20 protein-coding genes and 6 pseudogenes are annotated in these 17245 nt (G+C 45.7%); 15 read left to right on the forward strand and 11 right to left on the reverse strand.

All coding sequences use genetic code 11. From position 1 onward, the window contains the following. On the reverse strand, positions 1-702 hold the full coding sequence (locus tag MC50_RS04470; protein WP_047663497.1) for a fimbrial biogenesis chaperone: 702 nt from the start codon (positions 700-702) through the stop codon (positions 1-3). Positions 703-797: 95 nt separating this feature from the next. Next, positions 798-1403: a fimbrial protein gene (locus tag MC50_RS04475; protein WP_047663498.1), complete on the reverse strand. Its 606-nt coding sequence runs from the start codon at positions 1401-1403 to the stop codon at positions 798-800. 397 nt (positions 1404-1800) lie between these two features. Here MC50_RS04475 and MC50_RS04480 point away from each other — a divergent pair. Beyond that, positions 1801-1932, forward strand: a pseudogene (locus MC50_RS04480) (IS110 family transposase); the annotation flags it as partial. Between the two features lie 110 nt (positions 1933-2042). Here MC50_RS04480 and MC50_RS04485 read toward each other — a convergent pair. Then, positions 2043-2328, reverse strand: a pseudogene (locus MC50_RS04485) (IS3 family transposase); the annotation flags it as partial. 83 nt (positions 2329-2411) lie between these two features. On the opposite strand from MC50_RS04485, the pseudogene MC50_RS04495 reads away from it, so the two are divergent. Beyond that, a pseudogene (locus MC50_RS04495) lies at positions 2412-3103 on the forward strand (IS5 family transposase); the annotation flags it as partial. 166 nt (positions 3104-3269) lie between these two features. Here the strand turns inward: MC50_RS04495 and MC50_RS04500 are convergent. The 4 genes and pseudogenes from MC50_RS04500 to MC50_RS04515 all read right to left on the reverse strand — a co-directional run bounded on the left by MC50_RS04500 (position 3270) and on the right by MC50_RS04515 (position 5098). Further along, a complete protein-coding gene (locus tag MC50_RS04500) occupies positions 3270-3686 on the reverse strand; it encodes a site-specific integrase (protein WP_223306634.1) in 417 nt (138 codons plus the stop codon). A gap of 300 nt (positions 3687-3986) precedes the next feature. Beyond that, positions 3987-4107: pseudogene (locus MC50_RS28780) on the reverse strand (transposase); the annotation flags it as partial. A gap of 266 nt (positions 4108-4373) precedes the next feature. Then, positions 4374-4580 carry a helix-turn-helix transcriptional regulator gene (locus tag MC50_RS04510; protein WP_047665397.1) on the reverse strand — a complete coding sequence of 69 codons (207 nt, stop codon included), beginning with the start codon at positions 4578-4580 and terminating at the stop codon, positions 4374-4376. 275 nt (positions 4581-4855) lie between these two features. Next, entirely contained in the window at positions 4856-5098 is a 243-nt protein-coding gene (locus MC50_RS04515; RefSeq protein ID WP_052135770.1) for a helix-turn-helix transcriptional regulator, read from the reverse strand. Positions 5099-5210: 112 nt separating this feature from the next. On the opposite strand from MC50_RS04515, the gene MC50_RS04520 reads away from it, so the two are divergent. Further along, positions 5211-6077 (forward strand): hypothetical protein, encoded by an 867-nt coding sequence (locus MC50_RS04520; RefSeq protein ID WP_047663500.1) that lies wholly within the window; start codon positions 5211-5213, stop codon positions 6075-6077. Positions 6078-6419: 342 nt separating this feature from the next. Here the strand turns inward: MC50_RS04520 and MC50_RS04525 are convergent, their stop codons facing one another. Both MC50_RS04525 and MC50_RS04530 read right to left on the reverse strand, forming a co-directional pair. After that, a complete protein-coding gene (locus MC50_RS04525; RefSeq protein WP_080748438.1) occupies positions 6420-7877 on the reverse strand; it encodes a YfjI family protein in 1458 nt (485 codons plus the stop codon). Between the two features lie 234 nt (positions 7878-8111). Then, positions 8112-8744: an inovirus Gp2 family protein gene (locus MC50_RS04530; RefSeq protein WP_072024984.1), complete on the reverse strand. Its 633-nt coding sequence runs from the start codon at positions 8742-8744 to the stop codon at positions 8112-8114. 540 nt (positions 8745-9284) lie between these two features. Between MC50_RS04530 and MC50_RS04535 the strand changes: the two genes are divergently transcribed. The 10 genes and pseudogenes from MC50_RS04535 (at position 9285) to MC50_RS28790 (ending at position 13359) form a co-directional block, all read left to right on the forward strand. Continuing rightward, on the forward strand, positions 9285-10109 hold the full coding sequence (locus MC50_RS04535) for a DUF932 domain-containing protein (RefSeq protein WP_044349280.1): 825 nt from the start codon (positions 9285-9287) through the stop codon (positions 10107-10109). Further along, a complete protein-coding gene (locus tag MC50_RS04540) occupies positions 10106-10363 on the forward strand; it encodes a DUF905 domain-containing protein (protein WP_044349282.1) in 258 nt (85 codons plus the stop codon). The genes MC50_RS04535 and MC50_RS04540 overlap by 4 nt, the downstream gene beginning before the upstream one ends. Positions 10364-10442: 79 nt before the next feature. Next, complete coding sequence (locus MC50_RS04545) at positions 10443-10886, forward strand: antirestriction protein (RefSeq protein ID WP_047663501.1); 444 nt, start codon at positions 10443-10445, stop codon at positions 10884-10886. 11 nt (positions 10887-10897) lie between these two features. Beyond that, on the forward strand, positions 10898-11377 hold the full coding sequence (radC, locus tag MC50_RS04550; protein WP_044349286.1) for a RadC family protein: 480 nt from the start codon (positions 10898-10900) through the stop codon (positions 11375-11377). A 13-nt stretch (positions 11378-11390) separates the two neighbouring features. Further along, positions 11391-11612: a DUF987 domain-containing protein gene (locus tag MC50_RS04555; protein ID WP_044349288.1), complete on the forward strand. Its 222-nt coding sequence runs from the start codon at positions 11391-11393 to the stop codon at positions 11610-11612. A gap of 24 nt (positions 11613-11636) precedes the next feature. Next, complete coding sequence (locus MC50_RS04560; protein ID WP_044349290.1) at positions 11637-11996, forward strand: type IV toxin-antitoxin system YeeU family antitoxin; 360 nt, start codon at positions 11637-11639, stop codon at positions 11994-11996. Positions 11997-12036: 40 nt separating this feature from the next. Beyond that, a complete protein-coding gene (locus MC50_RS04565; RefSeq protein ID WP_044349292.1) occupies positions 12037-12414 on the forward strand; it encodes a TA system toxin CbtA family protein in 378 nt (125 codons plus the stop codon). Next, positions 12411-12902 carry a DUF5983 family protein gene (locus tag MC50_RS04570; protein WP_044349294.1) on the forward strand — a complete coding sequence of 164 codons (492 nt, stop codon included), beginning with the start codon at positions 12411-12413 and terminating at the stop codon, positions 12900-12902. Before MC50_RS04565 ends, MC50_RS04570 begins: the two co-directional genes overlap by 4 nt. 128 nt (positions 12903-13030) lie before the next feature. Then, positions 13031-13237: pseudogene (locus MC50_RS28785) on the forward strand (DUF4942 domain-containing protein); the annotation flags it as partial. Further along, the gene (locus tag MC50_RS28790; RefSeq protein WP_223306642.1) at positions 13234-13359 is read left to right on the forward strand and encodes a DUF4942 domain-containing protein; all 126 of its coding nucleotides are present in this window, start codon (positions 13234-13236) and stop codon (positions 13357-13359) included. The pseudogene MC50_RS28785 and the gene MC50_RS28790, both read left to right, overlap by 4 nt. A gap of 919 nt (positions 13360-14278) precedes the next feature. On the opposite strand, the gene MC50_RS29355 is transcribed toward MC50_RS28790, so the two are convergent. Further along, positions 14279-14752 (reverse strand): alpha-amylase family glycosyl hydrolase, encoded by a 474-nt coding sequence (locus MC50_RS29355; protein WP_444547675.1) that lies wholly within the window; start codon positions 14750-14752, stop codon positions 14279-14281. Here MC50_RS29355 and MC50_RS04590 point away from each other — a divergent pair. Next, a pseudogene (locus tag MC50_RS04590) lies at positions 14739-15203 on the forward strand (iron-containing redox enzyme family protein); the annotation flags it as partial. The gene MC50_RS29355 and the pseudogene MC50_RS04590 sit on opposite strands and share 14 nt — an antisense overlap. Here MC50_RS04590 and MC50_RS04595 read toward each other — a convergent pair. Further along, positions 15204-15782 carry a TetR/AcrR family transcriptional regulator gene (locus tag MC50_RS04595; RefSeq protein WP_047663502.1) on the reverse strand — a complete coding sequence of 193 codons (579 nt, stop codon included), beginning with the start codon at positions 15780-15782 and terminating at the stop codon, positions 15204-15206. An 886-nt stretch (positions 15783-16668) separates the two neighbouring features. On the opposite strand from MC50_RS04595, the gene MC50_RS04600 reads away from it, so the two are divergent. Beyond that, positions 16669-17154, forward strand: coding sequence for a GNAT family N-acetyltransferase (locus MC50_RS04600; protein ID WP_032697582.1), 486 nt, complete (start codon positions 16669-16671; stop codon positions 17152-17154). The last annotated feature ends 91 nt before the right edge of the window (positions 17155-17245 follow it).

The following is a 17245-nucleotide window of genomic DNA, read 5'->3' on the forward strand; positions in this document are numbered from 1 at the left end:
TTATTTGACGGCAACTTTCACTGCAACATCTGCGCCATAGTCATTAATGTTGTTAACGGTCAGGGTCTCGCCTTTACTCACTGCGGAAGAAAGGGCGATGGTCTGGCTGGACTGCGGGGCAAACATCACCGTTTTGCTGTTCAGCGCTTTGCCGCCGTCGCGGGAGATACGGCTGACGGTGACATAAAATGGCGTCGGATTACTGACGGACAAATTGTTACCGTTTGCGGAAAGGACTAATTTTTCTGCCGCCGCATCGCGGTTGCCTAATCCGTTGGGACGATAGATAAACTTAAAGCGCGAACGAATCGCCAGTTGCAGAACATTCTGCCCTTCGTTTTTCTGGCTCGCCTCGACTGGCGGTATTTCCAGAAGGTTTAGCCACCACAGCGTTTCTTTATCTTTAGCGAGTCCCGCATTACTGCCGAGCTTAATACGCAGGGTCTGGCCGCTTTTCGCGTCAACGCGGGAAATAGGTGGGGTGATAATAAATGGCGTCGTAATAGTGTCCGGCGTCGCGTCGGCATTACCGTTATCCAGCCAGGCTTGTGCCAGCGCCGGACGGTCGGCGGTGTTGGAGAGCTGCACCGTTATTTCTTTTTCATTTCCTGGATAAATAAAGCGGGTGCCGTTAACAATAATATTATTGGCATGGGCCGCAAAACTAAAAATGAAACAGAAAAAAAGGGCAATACGCTTCATGCTGACCTCAGAATAAAAAATAAGCGGCAGCAGTGGCCGCTTTATTATTGTTTTATGCCGCCCCGGCGCGAGGCGGCTTTATCTCTCAGTCGATATTACTGATAGGTAATTTGGTAAGTCGCGTAGCTGTTAACCACACCGGTGGTAACCGTTGCCGGGGTGCTGGTTACATAACCAACGTAGTAAGTGAAGCGTGCGCCATCCTTAACGGCGGAATCGTCACCAGTCGCTTTAGGCTGGTTGTCATCGCCTGGGATAATTTTGTTAGTGATCGTATCGCTGGTAGATAAAGCCAGTTGGATATTTTCCGCGCCTGCGGCTTCAGTATTTGCCAGGTAGCCCTGTTGTGTGGAGGTTCCACCAGCCAGCAGGTTACCGCCGGTCCAGTTCACGCCCAGTTTGCTCACATCGTCTTGTTTTGTACCGTCAGCAGCCTGACAGTCAGATACATCGATGGTGAAAGTTTTTGGTTTAAGTAAGGTATCTTGTGTGCCTGGCGCTTTAACTTCCGTTAAAGTCACCGGAGCCAGATAAACGTTAGCATTGCTGCCCTGGCCGTTTACGGAAACAGTACAAGAGACGTCGGTAACTTTACCGAAGAAATTAACCTGACCGCCGCCTACATTGGTATCAGCAGCATTTGCCGCAGCCATACCAAAAAACGCAGTCGCCATCGCAGCAGAGAGAAGAACCTTTTTCATTGTCATTTCCTTGTCAGAGTGAATTAAGTATCAATGAGCAAACAGTTAATTCGCACAAAAGTCAGAAGCGATATGCGATGCTCACTTGTGCAACTGTTAATAGAAACTTCGACTGACCGGAAGCCGCAATATTTAAGGCGTCAGGAACGGATTCTATAAAAGAATTCGTCGATGCTGTCGGCGTCAAAGAATGCTATTTCGAAATTAAATATACATTTTTTTACAACTTGATTGAGACTGTTTTATGGATTGACACCTATTAATAAATAAAAAAACAATCAGCATTTCCAATCAAATACGCATTGACTTTTGTCAAACGCCATGAAAAACATGGTAATCGATTGATTTTTATAGATTATAATTACATAGCTATAATTTTAATGATGTTTAAAATCACAATGGCATGGGTAAGCCAGTTTATTCAAAGCGCACTGGTCGAAAAGAATTACTCCAGACAGTGGCGAACATTCCGGCCTGCCTGATTAGTGTCGAAGCGTGCACTGGGGCATTTTACTGGCAGCATGAGTTTTAAAAATTGGGACATAAAGTAAAAGTTATCAGTCCTCAGTATGTAAAACACTTTACCCGCCCTGAACTCCGGGCACACTGTAGGTGATATCAGTCACTCTGACCTGATCTGATCTGATTAGGCTTTACCACGGTAAATTCACGCTGCACGCGATTAGGGGCAATGACCGAAGGTTTGGGCCATCCGGCGTGGAGATTTATAGCCACGTACCGCTTTGATCCGGTTCAGTTGCATAATGCGATCTACACGATTTTTAACGCAGGTTTCACCGATTTCGCTCAGATAACCATTAACCCGATGATAACCATACATGCCGCAACTCAGTGTATATGAGTCTCGGATGAGCGTCAGTAGGCGTTCATTGTCTTTATCGTGTCCGGAAACAGGGTTATGCAACGACGGCAGCGGTATCGAGAGTCACAGGAAGTAGCTGAGGACTCTCTGAAGAAGATAATAGCAGCTTTCCCTCGCGCCATTGCTGGCGCGATTTGCCTGAGCGATATGGCCCAAGGAAGACCTTTTATAACCGTTTTAACCGATGGTCTAAATCGGGAGCAATTAACATTATTTTCAACAGATTACTTTCTTCTCTTGATGCCCATGGTCTCGTTGACTGGTCCACGACTGCGCTGGATGGCAGCAAAATCCGAGTACTCAGGTGCGCCGCTGGTGCGCAAATAAACATTCCGATATCACCGGAGATAATGGACTGGGTCGCTCTCGCGGTGGTTTTGGCACCAAAATCCATTTGGCGACAGACGGAAGTGGTCTGCCGTTAAATATCGTACTGAGTCCCGGTCAGGCTCACGAAAGCCAGTTTGCACAACGTCTTCTGGATGGTATTGGTATTCAACGCCAGAACGGCTGCATGAAACGTCGTGGCCATGCAGTGCTGGCTGACAAAGCCTACTCCGAGCATATATTACATAAAGAACTGAAAAGAAAGGGGATAAAAACGGTCCCCCCGAAAAACCAATGAAAAAATGGCAGCAGATAGTCGTTCACAACTTAATCGAGATGCCTACCGCAATCGCAACGTTGTTGAGCGGTGTATTGGGTGCCTGAAAGAATACTGCCGCATTGCCACACGTTACGTCAAAATGGCGAGGAATTATCTGGCGATGGTGAAACTGGGGTGTATCCGGCTGTTTTACAAAGGGTATGTAATTAAGGGATACAGCCTCGTTTGATGTTCATTTTGCCCTCCCCGGGCGTTAAAAGAACATCTGAATTACACTCTCATAAACTGCTGGGTGTCCTGGCACAAATTACCTTGCATGAGCATACTTAATCACTCCTTGCTCGGTAGTTTTTGCATGCGCTATCGGGTGAGGCGATCAAACGACAACCTTACGAGCATTTTTACTACTGGCAAGTTCACCAGTGGCTAACTTGCTAACCTTTCTTAAAGCAGCATTAAAAGCAATCACGGTAACTGGACTGTCACGGTTTTTGACGCGGTTTGAATGGCTCTGAAACACAAAAACATCTTGAGGATACGTCTCTCTTCTACGTTCCAGTATCGCGCAAACAGGCGCGCTTAACTCAATCCGTTTTGCTTTTATTCTTCCTTTCACTCGCAGATAAGCAGAACCTCTTTCAATGTCTGTATAACGAAGATCAATCAATCTACCAACACTTTGACCAGTATAAAAAATTACCGCCCATAAATCAGACCAAGTATCCGATACATGAACCAGATTGCTATTAATAGTTAAAAATTTCTTGAAACTTATTGCTTTCTTGTCTTTCACAACCAGAACATTCCCATAACCAAAACACTTATTATCCTAAACATCGTACCTCTGCAAAACTACCTATGTTTTGGATGGCTAATGGTCGCCGTAAAGTATTTGTAAACCGTCTTTACCCCTAACTGAGAAGGATGGCAGTACCGTTGGCGAGTGCCGGTAACCTCCGCTGTCAGTTTGGTATGGTGCCACTGACGGCAGCAACACTACGGACAATTGCAGGTGACAACTCCGAACGCACGAAAAACGAAACTGCATTAGTATCGCTCTGTGACGTTGAAATTTCCGACCCGAGCCTCTTTATCCAGGCGTGAAAACTGTGGGTGGTGATACAGAGACGTATTGCAACGCCTGAAATAGAATGACCGCTATTAACAACCTGTCTGACTGCTTCAACTTTAAACTCTTCGGGATAACGCTTAATGCCCGCAGGTATTTATATTTGAGCCATCTTGAATGACATCTCAGATGTATGTTAAACCTATTGTGATTCAGTGTTGGGCTGCTTAGTGAGCATCAAAGGAATTTAGTGAGCTTCTCCTGTTATCCGATAACAAAATGGGCAGGGCTTAGCCCCACAATACTGACGTTTGCATTGGTTACAGATCCAACGGGACCGTTTATTTGCGGTAGTACCTTGAGTGGAGTGAGTCCGTCGGTTAGTGTAGTCAATACGTTTTGCATGCATGGTTAGTTTCCTCTTGATTTTTCCATACGCTGTTTTAACCACGACTTTACTTCGCTTTCAGTCCAGCGGGAACTGCGACCCAATTTAATTGGCTTCGGGAATTCACCGTCTTTGATGAGCTTATAAAACCATTTGTCTGTTAATCCGGTGTAAGCAGTAATAAAAGCCATATCTACAAGGCGATCTTTTGTGAAGTCTGTATCTGACATGTAATTATCATTTTTCTGATTAAATATTGATGCATGTTCTTTCATTGTTAATTCTCACTCGGTAAAAATACAATGTACAGATTTATTTGAAGCTTAGACTTGTTTGTCTAAGCGTTATCTTTTCAGCATATAACTGCTCGAAGAAAAATCATCTTCGGAAATTATAAATTTCATCATTCAGGATGGATTATGAATTAACAGCGATTTTTTGTATCTATCGTTAATTTACCTCTATGCTGACGTGAGTTGTTCTGGTTAGCATTACACCTACAATATCAGATTGATATCGGGCGATTATTTAGCCAGTCGTCCAGTTCTGACTCCAGCCAGCCAACGGATTTAGTGCCCAAGCGACGTTGGATGGGAAAAGTTGGATCATATCGTGGTGATTTGGTGTTTAACCAGTCATAGATGGTCGCACGAGCGATGCCTAGCTTTTCCATGACATCTTTGATCCTGAGCATTTTAGCTGGATTTACATACTTTACTGTCTGCTGTGTTGAGTTACTTTGAGACATAATCAATACCTTTTTTGCGTTTTAGACAGGGACTATGTTGCCAACAAATGCCAGGCTACAATAGGCCTTAAGTAAATGAGCAGTTAAATCACTTCAGGGGGCTTTACTTTTTATGGATAATGTGAGTTGCGATTCTTTGGATGAAATATATCAAGACATACGCAAGGCTTTTGAAGAGAAGCTTGAAGCGTTAGTAACAAAGCTGAAAGGTTCAGTCCAATACGATGAACTGATAACAATGCGTGAAAAAGCTAATGAGGTTATTGAGGAATTTAAGACCATCGAGGAGGTACTGCCGGAGAGAATTGTTGATGAATCCCATCCAGATAATTTCCGTTTACTACAGGAATTTAATGATGTTAATGGAATTATTGTGCCAAAACCGTATGTCTATAAAAAAACTTACGCTGAGGCTCGGGCCAGTATACAGAAAGAAATGTTTGACGGTCGAATTTCTGGAATTATCAAATTAGTGGATGAAAACTTCTGGTTACATTATCTTTTTATGGGGTTTAAGGATTTTTACTGGAGTGAGTATATTTTATCAAATGGCAATAAAAAAGATAGTTGCGAGTTTTTACTTTATGCACTACTTTATATCACCTACGCCGCAGACAGAAATGATAAAGCAAAGACTGGTGATTGGCTTAGATTAAATGAAAGGTTTGATAGAATTAAAAGAAAATCAGCATCAAGCCTTGGCGGAAAGAAAAAATCAAAAGATCTCGATTATCTAAAGTTATATATATCTTCAGCGCTGTCCGATCATTCCCCTGAAGGTGGTTGGGAAAGCAAGAGGCAATTCATTGATACCATTATCCCACTCGTTGTAAAACTTGATGGAGAACACAATTCCGAAAAATGGAAGGGAGATCCAATAAAAAGGGAAAACACATTACGTAATAGAATCGATAAATGGTTATTGGACGACCTGCGGGACAATTATGATAAATTTATTCGAAATAAGAATAAGCGTTAATTAATTGAGTTAAAAATAACTTTTTGCACCTCCAATGCCCTTCCATATCTCATGTATTCACAAGTGTGCTTAACACTTGACCAGGGAAGGGCATTATTTTTCTTTGCAAACTTAGAATAGTATAAAATTAATATGATAATGTCCGGAGGTGACAGTGATAACTGATGTTTTTCCCGCCTGGAACACCATCCCTGAAAATAATATTTTTATAAAAAAAGTTTTTATATATTTTCAAAAACATCATATATATCAATTTATTGCCACTCCATTTGAAATATTCAACATATCTTAATCACTGCTATCAGTTGCTACTGGTAGCAACTGATAGCAGTGCAGTTGACATCAATGACGATGGATATGTATTATTTCGCTGGTGCTGCCATTACTATTTTTAATTTTTTCAATTCTTATTTTCTCATCTTCTTCCAGATAAGCTAGCGCATCGTTAAGTTTTCTTGAGTTTCTTAGAGCATATGGGCCTTTTCTCCTTACTATCATTTTATTCAGAATGGTGGGAGTGTTTAATATTTGAGGGTAATTAACATCAGGATCCTTGTATTTTAATAACCATTTGTACAATATATCAGCGTTATGCTCTATTGAATCTGAGCATGATGAGATAGCATCAAGAGCCTGTTGATAATAAAAATACGCTGTTTTCGCACCTGCCTGAATGGTTCTTTCAGATATTTCATTTCCGTGCTCATCACTAAAAAGATGAAAAACCCCAGCCAGTCTGACAATATTTTCAGGCATCTTAGACAACATGCCTTCTACAACAGGATGTTTCTCTCTGTCTTTAAGTATACGTGATTCAATATGTTTATATACTAAACCGAGTGCTGACTGAGCCTCTTCGGATAAGTATAGATATTTATGCTTTTCATTATTTTTGTACCTCTCTTCAGAAAGCAGCAGTAGTTCCTTTATTCTGTCATGAAACCTGATGGTGTTACTTTTACTGTTATTCTTAACAGAGCTGCGGTGACCTCTTTTTGAAGTTACTCCGGTTATCATAAAACGGGACAGAAACCCTGAGCCTACTGCATAATCCCCCTGAAGTTTGATATATTTTTTAAACTCACTGGACTGAATCATTAATAACATTGTAAACATACATTCATCCATACTACATCTGCCACTTTTTCGTTCTATATCAAACGGAGCTCCATCCCATAAAAGGTTTAAAAATCCCAGGTTATTCTTTGCACGTCCTTTGAAGAAAATACCGGCCTCATCCGACATAAGACTCGATGAAGGCACATGACTGCAGAGTCCCTGCTGTAGCGCTTCTGGTGTCGTATCACTGTAGATCAACTTATGCAATGCGGGTGGTTGCGGTTTTTTTCGGTAAAGCTCTTTCATGCTCTGAGTATCGTATTCAACATCAATTCCTTTCTCGGTTTTTTTACTAATCACTTTCAATAGTGCTTTCTCCTGACTTTTCCATGACTGAAGTTCTGCATTGTAATCCAGCATTAATAACGTATATTTTTGACGTGATTCCTTTTCAAAATCAAAAAATGGTTGTGTGACTAATTTAAATACGGCACTTTTTCTCTCTCCAGAGTCAGCAATAACGGTGTAATACATTGGGCAAGGGCTCACTCTCCCGTCTGGATGTTGTATTTTTATTACCCCCTGGCATGCCAGTGATACAGCAGCCAGAACAACTGTTTCAATGAGTTCTACCGGAGCCTGTAGTTCTCTTTCTATCTCCTCCACGGCATCTCTTAAAATGGGAGGAAAAAAATTTACAGGATTGTTATTTCTATCATTAAGCGAACATCCAACACTCATATCTTATCTCTCATGTCAGGTTTATTTAAAGGATATCTCCTTCCGGTAATGAGAATATGCTACCTGGCTGCTATTTGGAATACACCAGAAAACCATCAGGCCAAATTAGCTTTATTTGGATTGATATTTTTTAGTCAGGATTGTTTTGCTACCTGATACTGTACAGATATGAGTCATGAACAGCCCTGTACTGGTCTGTTTTACTCATGGGTAAATAGATGATTTGTGATGCCATTATTTAAAGCTACATCCAAAATTACGTTCACCATCTGTAAAGCATTTGCTTTTCTCTTTTGCAAAGTAACTTGTCCGGTAAATCAGCGAGCAATATGACTCACTTTGCTTGCCATCCTTTGCATTCAGGTAATAACAAGGATTCCTGGGTGTGTGGACTAACTCTTTATCGGGGGGATATATGAAACTGACAGCACTCATCCATGACTCACGTATAAGCCGGAGGAGTGTACCTTTTTTACTATCGTACGCTCCCAGTGTATTGAAAGTGTCCCCGTTGAGTAAAAGTAATACGTGATAATGTTTTTTATGTGAATCAGGTGCAAACTCTCTGGCCCAGACAACGCGTAATGATGTCTTACGAACTCGCTTTCCCTCTTTCTCCCGCTTGTTAAGATAATGTGAAATTTTTGCTTTCAGAGAATCCGTAAAGCGGGATATTACTGATGAATCTGTCCTTGCGAAATTAGCCTCATCAGGCATGTCATTTAATGGTTTGAGAACAGGAGTATGTAAATCTATTCTTACAGCCAATACTCTTGAGTGTTCACTCAATGCTTTATCAATAGTTTGTTCTATTTTCTTTAAATGGTATTGATTCAATTTTCCGTGAGAGGTGATATATTCGTACATACTATTTGTTTCCTTCTTTATATTTCGAAAGTGTTAGTCGTAGTAGAGCTGATTATTTAATTAAATCACTTGCTCTACGCTTGTATTGTTCATATGCATTATGCATACGGTATATGTTTACTTGCCGAGTTATATGCATGAGCGTTGTTTTATTAGTGATGAAATGTTTGTTGGTTTCAATGTATTGAATTACATGTGTTCTCATGTTTATTAATCTACAGATGTTAATTTAAATGCATTGATATGTATCAGTAATCTATATACACATCTATATACATACATAGACAAACGCCACTATTCTTTAGTCAGGGGTTGAAATTGCAATAAAGGAAGGAATTAACGATATTCATGATTTTTATACCTTTTTAGCCATCAAATTGCTCTGGAGTTATCACATATAATGTTTGGGATTTTTTTATTAAGTTATGGGTAAATTTGAACCTATATTACTTTGGTGAAAATCCGTTATTCCTCGAAGCATATATCTATTCTTCTGAGGTTAAGCCGTTTGGTGCAAAGAGATAAATTAAGGAGCTCATCATGAAACTAGCCAGTCGTTTTGGACGGGTAAATCAGGTACGGCGCGACCGCCCGTTAACCCGTGAAGAATTGATGCATTACGTCCCCAGTGTTTTTAGTGAGAATAAACACGAATCCCGCAGTGACCGATATACCTGGATACCGACCATCACTATTCTTGATAATCTGCAGCGGGAAGGTTTTGAGCCTTTTTTTGCCTGCCAGACCCGCGTACGTGACCAGAGCAGACGGGAGCACACCAAACACATGTTGCGCCTGCGTCGTGCCGGACAACTCACCGGCCAGCAGGTTCCCGAAATTATCCTCCTCAATTCACACGATGGCTCATCCAGCTATCAGATGTTGCCGGGACTGTTTCGTGGCGTCTGTACCAACGGACTGGTCTGCGGGCAGTCATTCGGCGAAGTACGGGTGCCGCATAAAGGGGATGTGGTGGAGAAAGTTATTGAAGGGGCTTACGAGGTACTGGGGATATTTGACCGGGTTGAGGAGAAACGTGATGCCATGCAGTCGGCTCTGTTACCACCACCAGCGCAGCAGGCGATGGCGAGGGCTGCTCTCCACTATCGTTTTGGTGAAGACCACCAGCCCGTCACTACCGCTCAGATACTGACGCCACGACGTTACGAAGACCGCAGTGACGACCTCTGGACGGTGTACCAGCGGGTGCAGGAGAACCTGATGAAGGGAGGACTGGCGGGACGCACTGCACAAGGACGAAGCAACCGTACCCGTGCTGTGAACGGTATCGACGGCGATGTGAAACTTAATCGTGCGCTGTGGGTGATGGCAGAGAATATGCTCGAACTGCTGGGACAGGAATGACTTCGACGAGGAGAGACATACCCGTGAACACCGAAACTCACCCACACCTTCCCTCCGGCCCGTTTACGCGTGAGCAGGCCTCAGGCATCGCAGCGCAATATGACAACGTCGCCATTGAAGACGACCAGGGAACGCATTTTCGTCTGGTTATTCGTTGCGAAGGTGTGATGGTCTGGCGGGCATGGAACTTTGAACCTGAAGCCGGAGTGATGCTGAATCGCTACATCGCACGTTATGGCATCCGCAGGTCCTGACCAACCTTACCAGACTTCAGTCTCAGCCTTTCCCGCCAGCCCTGACCGGCTGGCTTTTTTATTTCCGGAGTCATTAATCATGAACAACGCATTAACGGATAACACCATTCCGACAGACACTCTTTGTGCCATACCTGTTAAAGATGAACAGCGCCTTCGTTTCTGGCCTCAGCATTTTGGTCGTATCCCGCAGTGGATAACCCTCGAACCCCGCATCTTTGCCTGGATGGACCGGTTGTGTGCGGATTACAGCGGTGGTGTCTGGGATTTTTACACTCTCAGCAACGGTGGCGCTTTCATGGCTCCGGAAGAGAGTGAAGGTCCCTGTTCGCTGTTCAATATCCTGAATGGTAACGGCGCTGAAATGAGTGCTGAAGCTGCCGGGATTGCAGCCTGTCTGATTGCTTACAGCCACCATGCCTGCCGCACGGAGTGTGATGCCATGACGGAACACTATTACCGTCTTCGGGACTACGCGCTGAACCATCCGGAATGCAGCGCCATTATGCACATTATCGACTGAGGTCCCGCACCATGGAAAAACAGTTACCGTTGTTTGCATATGAACTGACGGCATCAGCACAACAGACCATCCGCGAGGCACTGACCCTGCTGGAGCGCCAGTTACGCGAACCCGGCGCATCGTTTACGTCCAGCAGCTCAGTACGTGACTGGTTACGGCTCCAGCTGACAATGGAGGAAAGAGAGGCATTTGTTCTGCTGCTGCTGGATAACCAGCACCGGCTGATTACGCACGAAACGCTGTTCAAAGGCACCATCAGCCACACTGAAGTCCATCCACGGGAAGTGGTGAAGGCCTCCCTGAAATACAATGCGGCAGCGGTGATTGTTGCTCACTGTCATCCCTCAGGTCATGCCGAACCCAGTCAGGCTGACAGACGGGTGACAGAGCGTCTGAAGAATGCTCTGGACCTTGTGGGTGTGCGTCTCCTGGACCACCTCGTTATCGGCGGAATGGATATCGTCTCGTTTGCTGAACGGGGCTGGTTGTAAGGGAGGAGTATTAATGAAAATTATCAGTAAGCGTCAGGCGATGGCGATATACCGCCAGCATCCACAGTCCCGGTTGTTTCGCTTCTGTACCGGCAAATATAAATGGTCCGGCAGCATCTGCCACTATGTCGGTCGCGAGGTGGAAGATATCAGCGGTGTACTGGCCGTATTCGCTGAGCGCCGCCAGGACCGCAATGGCCCGTATGTCGTATTACGCAGCGTAAGCCTGAATTAATTCACGATTAAGAAGGACTACATTTTGTCGAAGAAAACCACGATAACAACGCATGATATCAGCGAACCCTGGTGGGGGCTCAGGCGCAGTGTCTCTCCGTGTTTTGGGGCCCGTCTGGTCCAGGAGGGGAATCGGCTGAATTATCTGGCTGACCGTGCGAACTTTGATGGTCAGTTCTGCGATGCGGATTTGCGCCATCTTGACCAGGCTTTCCCGGTATTGATGAAACAGCTGGAGTTAATGCTTACCAGCGGTGAACTGAATCCCCGTCATCAGCACTGCGTCACGCTGTATGCAAAAGGTCTGACCTGCGAGGCCGATACCCTCGGCTCACACGGTTACCTTTACCTCGCGATTTACACAACGCCTGCTACTGCCGCATAACCCCTGCGCCGTAGAGCACCATCCATAAAGAGATCACACCATGAAAATATTATCAGACTCCCCCACACGGGCGGCGCCGTCGCGCCCGTCTCCCGTTGAAATCTGGCAGACTCTGTTGACGTACCTGCTGGATCAGCACTACGGTCTTACGCTTAACGACACACCGTTTGGCCACGATGGCGTGATCCAGGAGCATATTGGCACCGGGATCACCCTGTGTGATGCGGTGAATCTTATCGTCGAAAAATACAAACTGGTCCGTATCGATCGTCACGGTTTCAGCGCAGACACACAGTCACCGCTTATCGGCAGTATCGATATCCTGCGGGCCCGAAAAGAAACTGGGCTGATGACCCGCCATGGCTACAGAGCGATTACTGATATCACGACGGGTAAATACAGTGAGGCCGGGCAATGAAACTCTCTCTGACCGTGGAAGCCGATGCCATCAACGTACTGGCCCTCAATATGGGCCGGATCGCTGTAGATATTGACGGGATTGAACTGGCCGACCTGATGAATGTGGTCAGCGATAACGGTTATTCACTTCGTGTTGCTGATACTCCCGGAAAGCTGGTTGTTGAAGATCCGCTACCACGTACCACCCGTCTGAACGGGATCCAGTGCAGCACCGCGCATATTACCGAAGACGACAACACCCTGCTGTTTACATTGTCACATCAACATGAAGACCATGGTGACAGTGAATGGATAAGTTATACCGGATCCGGCTATCTGATTTATCTGGATTCCTGGCAGTACCCGGTACTCCAGCTTAAGAAGCGGGGATTATCGAAGCCCTGCCGTCGGCTAATCGTGACGCTGATACGTCTCCACGCCATCAGAATTATCCTTCTGGATGCTCTGGGCGAATTGCTGCCCGGCTTTGCCACTTTCGACTGGTAGACCCTCATTCCGATATACTCAGTCTCTGCAACACATCCGGTCAGAATAATCGCTATCCGATATTAACCTTACGCATAAACGCCAGCCTTCATCGGCTGGCGCTTTGCTTTATATAAGGAAGGAGAACCATGTCAGAACTTACTCTCACCGAATCCGAAGTGTTAACTGACCATACTGACGTAATTTGCTCCACCAGCATTGAACGCATCATCATCGGACGTAGTAACGTACTTAAACAAATTGAGACACTGATACAACACGTTGCCGATATATCGACGCTGACCAGCAGTATCGGCGGTAAAACTGTTCTGGACTGGGCCATGAAGATGAGATGTTTTCTATTAAGTACTTTCAGAAGGGAACAGCGCATATCACATTTAAGCGGGCAGAGCTGGTTGATAAGCTGAATGACATCATCGCCCACCACTACCCTGGCACGCTGGCATCCATGCAGTAGTCAGGATGATTTACCTGTCTGCACATAAGTGGAATTTCATTACCAGTGAAGGGGCTAAACAAACGCCTTGCCATCTCAACTACTTATGGCCAAAATAAAGCAGGCGTACCTGGTGCTTTTCTTCTGGTGGTTTGTTACTGGATCCTTGTGACGCACCAGGTGCGTCGCCAGACATAAGACCATAATGAAGCATCTACACATCATCCTCATATGACCATCCCCTTGCCGTCCCCGATTCGGTTTTTAAATTCGTAACAGGTGGGACAGAGGGTACAAATGAGGGTACATTTTTAACCACATCAAAAATTTTACTTGTAAATCATAAGAATAAAGCAAAGCATCGATTCCGAGTCCGGCACCACTTATTTAAAGAAACCAGCCTGAGGGCTGGTTTTTTGCTTTCTGCAACACGGACTCTTCATCGAACTTCGTTCGATTATTCGCGGCGCGCCGCTCACCCCTTCGGGGCCAGCGCGACAAGCGCGCTGTTCAACGCCTGCGGCGTTAGTCCGAGTCCGGGCACCACTTATTTAAAGAAACCAGCCTGATGGCTGGTTTTTTGCTTTCTGCATCACGGACTCTTCATCGAACTTCGTTCGATTATTCGCGGCGCGCCGCTCACCCCTTCGGGGCCAGCGCGACAAGCGCGCTGTTCAACGCCTGCGGCGTTAGTCCGAGTCCGGGCACCACTTATTTAAAGAAACCAGCCTGAGGGCTGGTTTTTTGCTTTCTGCAGCACGGACTCTTCATCGAACTTCGTTCGATTATTCGCGGCGCGCCGCTCACCCCTCCGGGGCCAGCGCGACAAGCGCGCTGTTCAACACCCCAGCGGGCCCTCGCTGTAAAATAGCGATGCTGAACGCTGGCCCGCCCCTCCCGAATCATTTGTGATGCGTAAATGAATGCCCCGCTCTCCTGATTAATGCAGTTTATACACGCCCGCCTGCCATGGGCTTAAGGCGATAGAGGTACTTCCCTGCGGCGTATCGTTATGCTGATTAGTCTCGATAACAACCTGCTCGATGGCATCACTGGACGGCAGGAGATAGCGAACAGGCTGCTCTTTAAAGTTCACTACGACCAGATAGCGCTCCCTGCCCAGGATTCGCGTACAGGCATAGACAGTATTATCCTGGGCATTGAGATCCTGATAGGCGCCATACACCAGCGCCGGAATTTTATGACGCAGCTGAATCATTTTTTTATAGTCATTCAGCACCGAATCTCCCTGGGCCGACTCGCGCTCGGCATTGATTTGCACATAGTTTGGATTGATGTGAAACCAGGGCTTGCCGCGAGTGAAACCAGCGTTAGGACCATCATTCCACTGGAAAGGGGTTCTGCTGTTATCGCGGCTGGTCAGGCGCACGTTATCGAGGAACAATGAAATCACGCACGTCAATCTGTATAAGGATTTACTGAAGCGTCGGGATATTGCCTTACCCGATAATCATTTTACCCATCTGTATGACTGGCAAGGGCTTGCGGGATATAACGCTTTCATGCCTGACGGCGTGAACCGGCAGCACTACTACAAATCGCCTGGCGTGATGGCGATGACTGAATTACTCGATCCCCCCCAGTATCAAAAACTGGTCGCCGGTTGCCTGCGTATTGGCATGACAGAACGCGATGTGCATTATTATGCTGAACACATCACGGTTGATATCGGGCACGCCGATGGATGGCTGAATAACGTTATCGTACCGACAGGTAAAAGACATCCGGCAGCGATGGAGGAAGTGTACTTCGGCGCCGCGCTGCGACTGCAAACCTGCAACGATTACTACGATCGCCTGCTGGAGACGTTACGCGCACTTGAAATACCCAACACGGTGCGATGATCAGAGCGTCCCGCCTTCGGAATAAATAAGAGCTTTCGCCGCACTCCAGGCCGTCATTCCCGGGGGGATCTCCCGGCACTCAGATGACTCAGCCTGCAGGGCGGCGATTGCGCCATCGATCAGCATGACCATCATCATCGCCACCCGTTCCGCCGGCTCCGGTTTTAATACGCTCACCAGAATGTCGCGAAAAAACTGGTAAAGGCGTGATTTAAACGTCGAGCAGGTCATCCGGATGGACTGGGAAGAAGTGCCATATTCGAAGAGTGCGCGGGTGAACATGCAGCCATGAAAATCCTCGCACTTAAACCAGTTGTTGTAGTATTCAAAGACGGCAAACAGCTTCTCCCGCGCCGAGGATTTATCCGCAATAATGTTCTGCAGATCCTGCATAAACTCGTATTCTTTCAGCTGTAAAATAGCGAGGATGAGCGCTTCTTTATCCGGATAGTAGCGGTAGAACGTCATTTTAGAGATGCCCGCATTTTCCGAAATTCGGTCGATGCTTGGCGACAGGTACCCTTCCCGGTTAAACAGGGACATGGAATGACGGATAATTTCCGCTTGTTTTGGCTTCATACGTCGTTTTCCTGTTAAAGGATGCAATATTAGCTTTATACTGAAAACCTTAAGCGATAAACATTCAATTGATACACTGCTTTGCACTGCGCAAAGACAGGAGGCGGCAAGTAACCACGCTGCCGCAGTCTCTGACCCCTGCCTCTCCCCGCGTTAATGAAGCATTCATCGACGAAAAACACGTTGCCGGATGCCTGCACCCAATGCAAAAAGAGCACAGGTACTCAGCCATCCCCCCGCAGTCGCGCTTGCGCTGTGCGCCCGTTCCTGGACTGTTGTCACGGTACTGCTTTGCTCAACAACGAAATAAATTCTGACGTCTGCAACACGAGCCGCATCCCCCTACCGACAAGATGATGAGCAAAGAGGGCTTCCCGCAGGCAAAGGGAAGCGATGCGCCCTGATTTCGCACCTCACTCAACCAACCGTCAGCTCTATGACCTTAACTGCAAAGGTATGCCGTTCCGGGGGGAGAATCCCCTGCTGTTTCATAGCCGGTATCAGAATCTCACTGCGCTCAATCTGCGCACAATCTGCGCACAATCTGCGCACAATTCACTGGATAAAAACCGCGGCGTTAACAGCATAAAATATCGTCAATGGAAATATAATACCTCAACGCCAAACATAATTATAATGATTCTCTCTTTACCAGGCTAATTGTTCATCTTCAGCTGAATTCGCCCGACCCGTTTCGACACAAGATTGATCCTTCTCACGCTATTATTTTAACGGCCGTCAACGGTTTTGCTGACCCGTTCCTTCCGGTATTCCCCGGAGGGGAATAAATCAGACGAAAAGATGATGCTGTAATTGACCTATTCTAATGCAATAATTAGAATATTTTCGCACATCCACTTTCAGTGTTTGTTGAGGGATAATACCGATGAATATAAAGGGGTTAAAACATAGAGCAGTAACAGAGGAAGACATTGCCATAATATGCAACTTTATAAAAAACCCCACAGAACTATTCTATTTCTTCCCAAAAGCAGAGTTCCCTCTTACCGTCTCTCAATTGCGAGAAGCGATTGCCCAGCGCCAGGACTCAACCGTTTTTGTTATTAATGAAGTCCCCGTAGGTTTTGCAAATATCTACCGCTGGGAACAGGGAGGATGCTGTTCTATAGGAAACGTAATTATTTCTCCTGAGTTCCGAGGACAGGGAGTATGCCGCTATCTAATAGCGACAATGTGTTCAATTGCTCGCGAGAAGTATCAGGCATCAGAGATTGCCGTCTCCTGTTTTAATCAAAATACAAGCGGGTTACTGGTTTACACGGCTCTTGGATTCACACCTTCCGCAATTGAAAAAAGAAAGGATAAATCAGGGAATAATGTGGCACTGATTCATCTCCACTTGACTGTATAAACTATTCGCCGCGCCAGCTCCCACCGAAGACAGGCATGCCGATGAATAGCTGAAAGCCCCGAAGAAACCCAAAGCTACTGACTCTGCTTTA

The organism is Klebsiella planticola (assembly GCF_000783935.2).
In the GTDB taxonomy this organism is placed as follows: Bacteria; Pseudomonadota; Gammaproteobacteria; order Enterobacterales; family Enterobacteriaceae; genus Klebsiella; species Klebsiella planticola.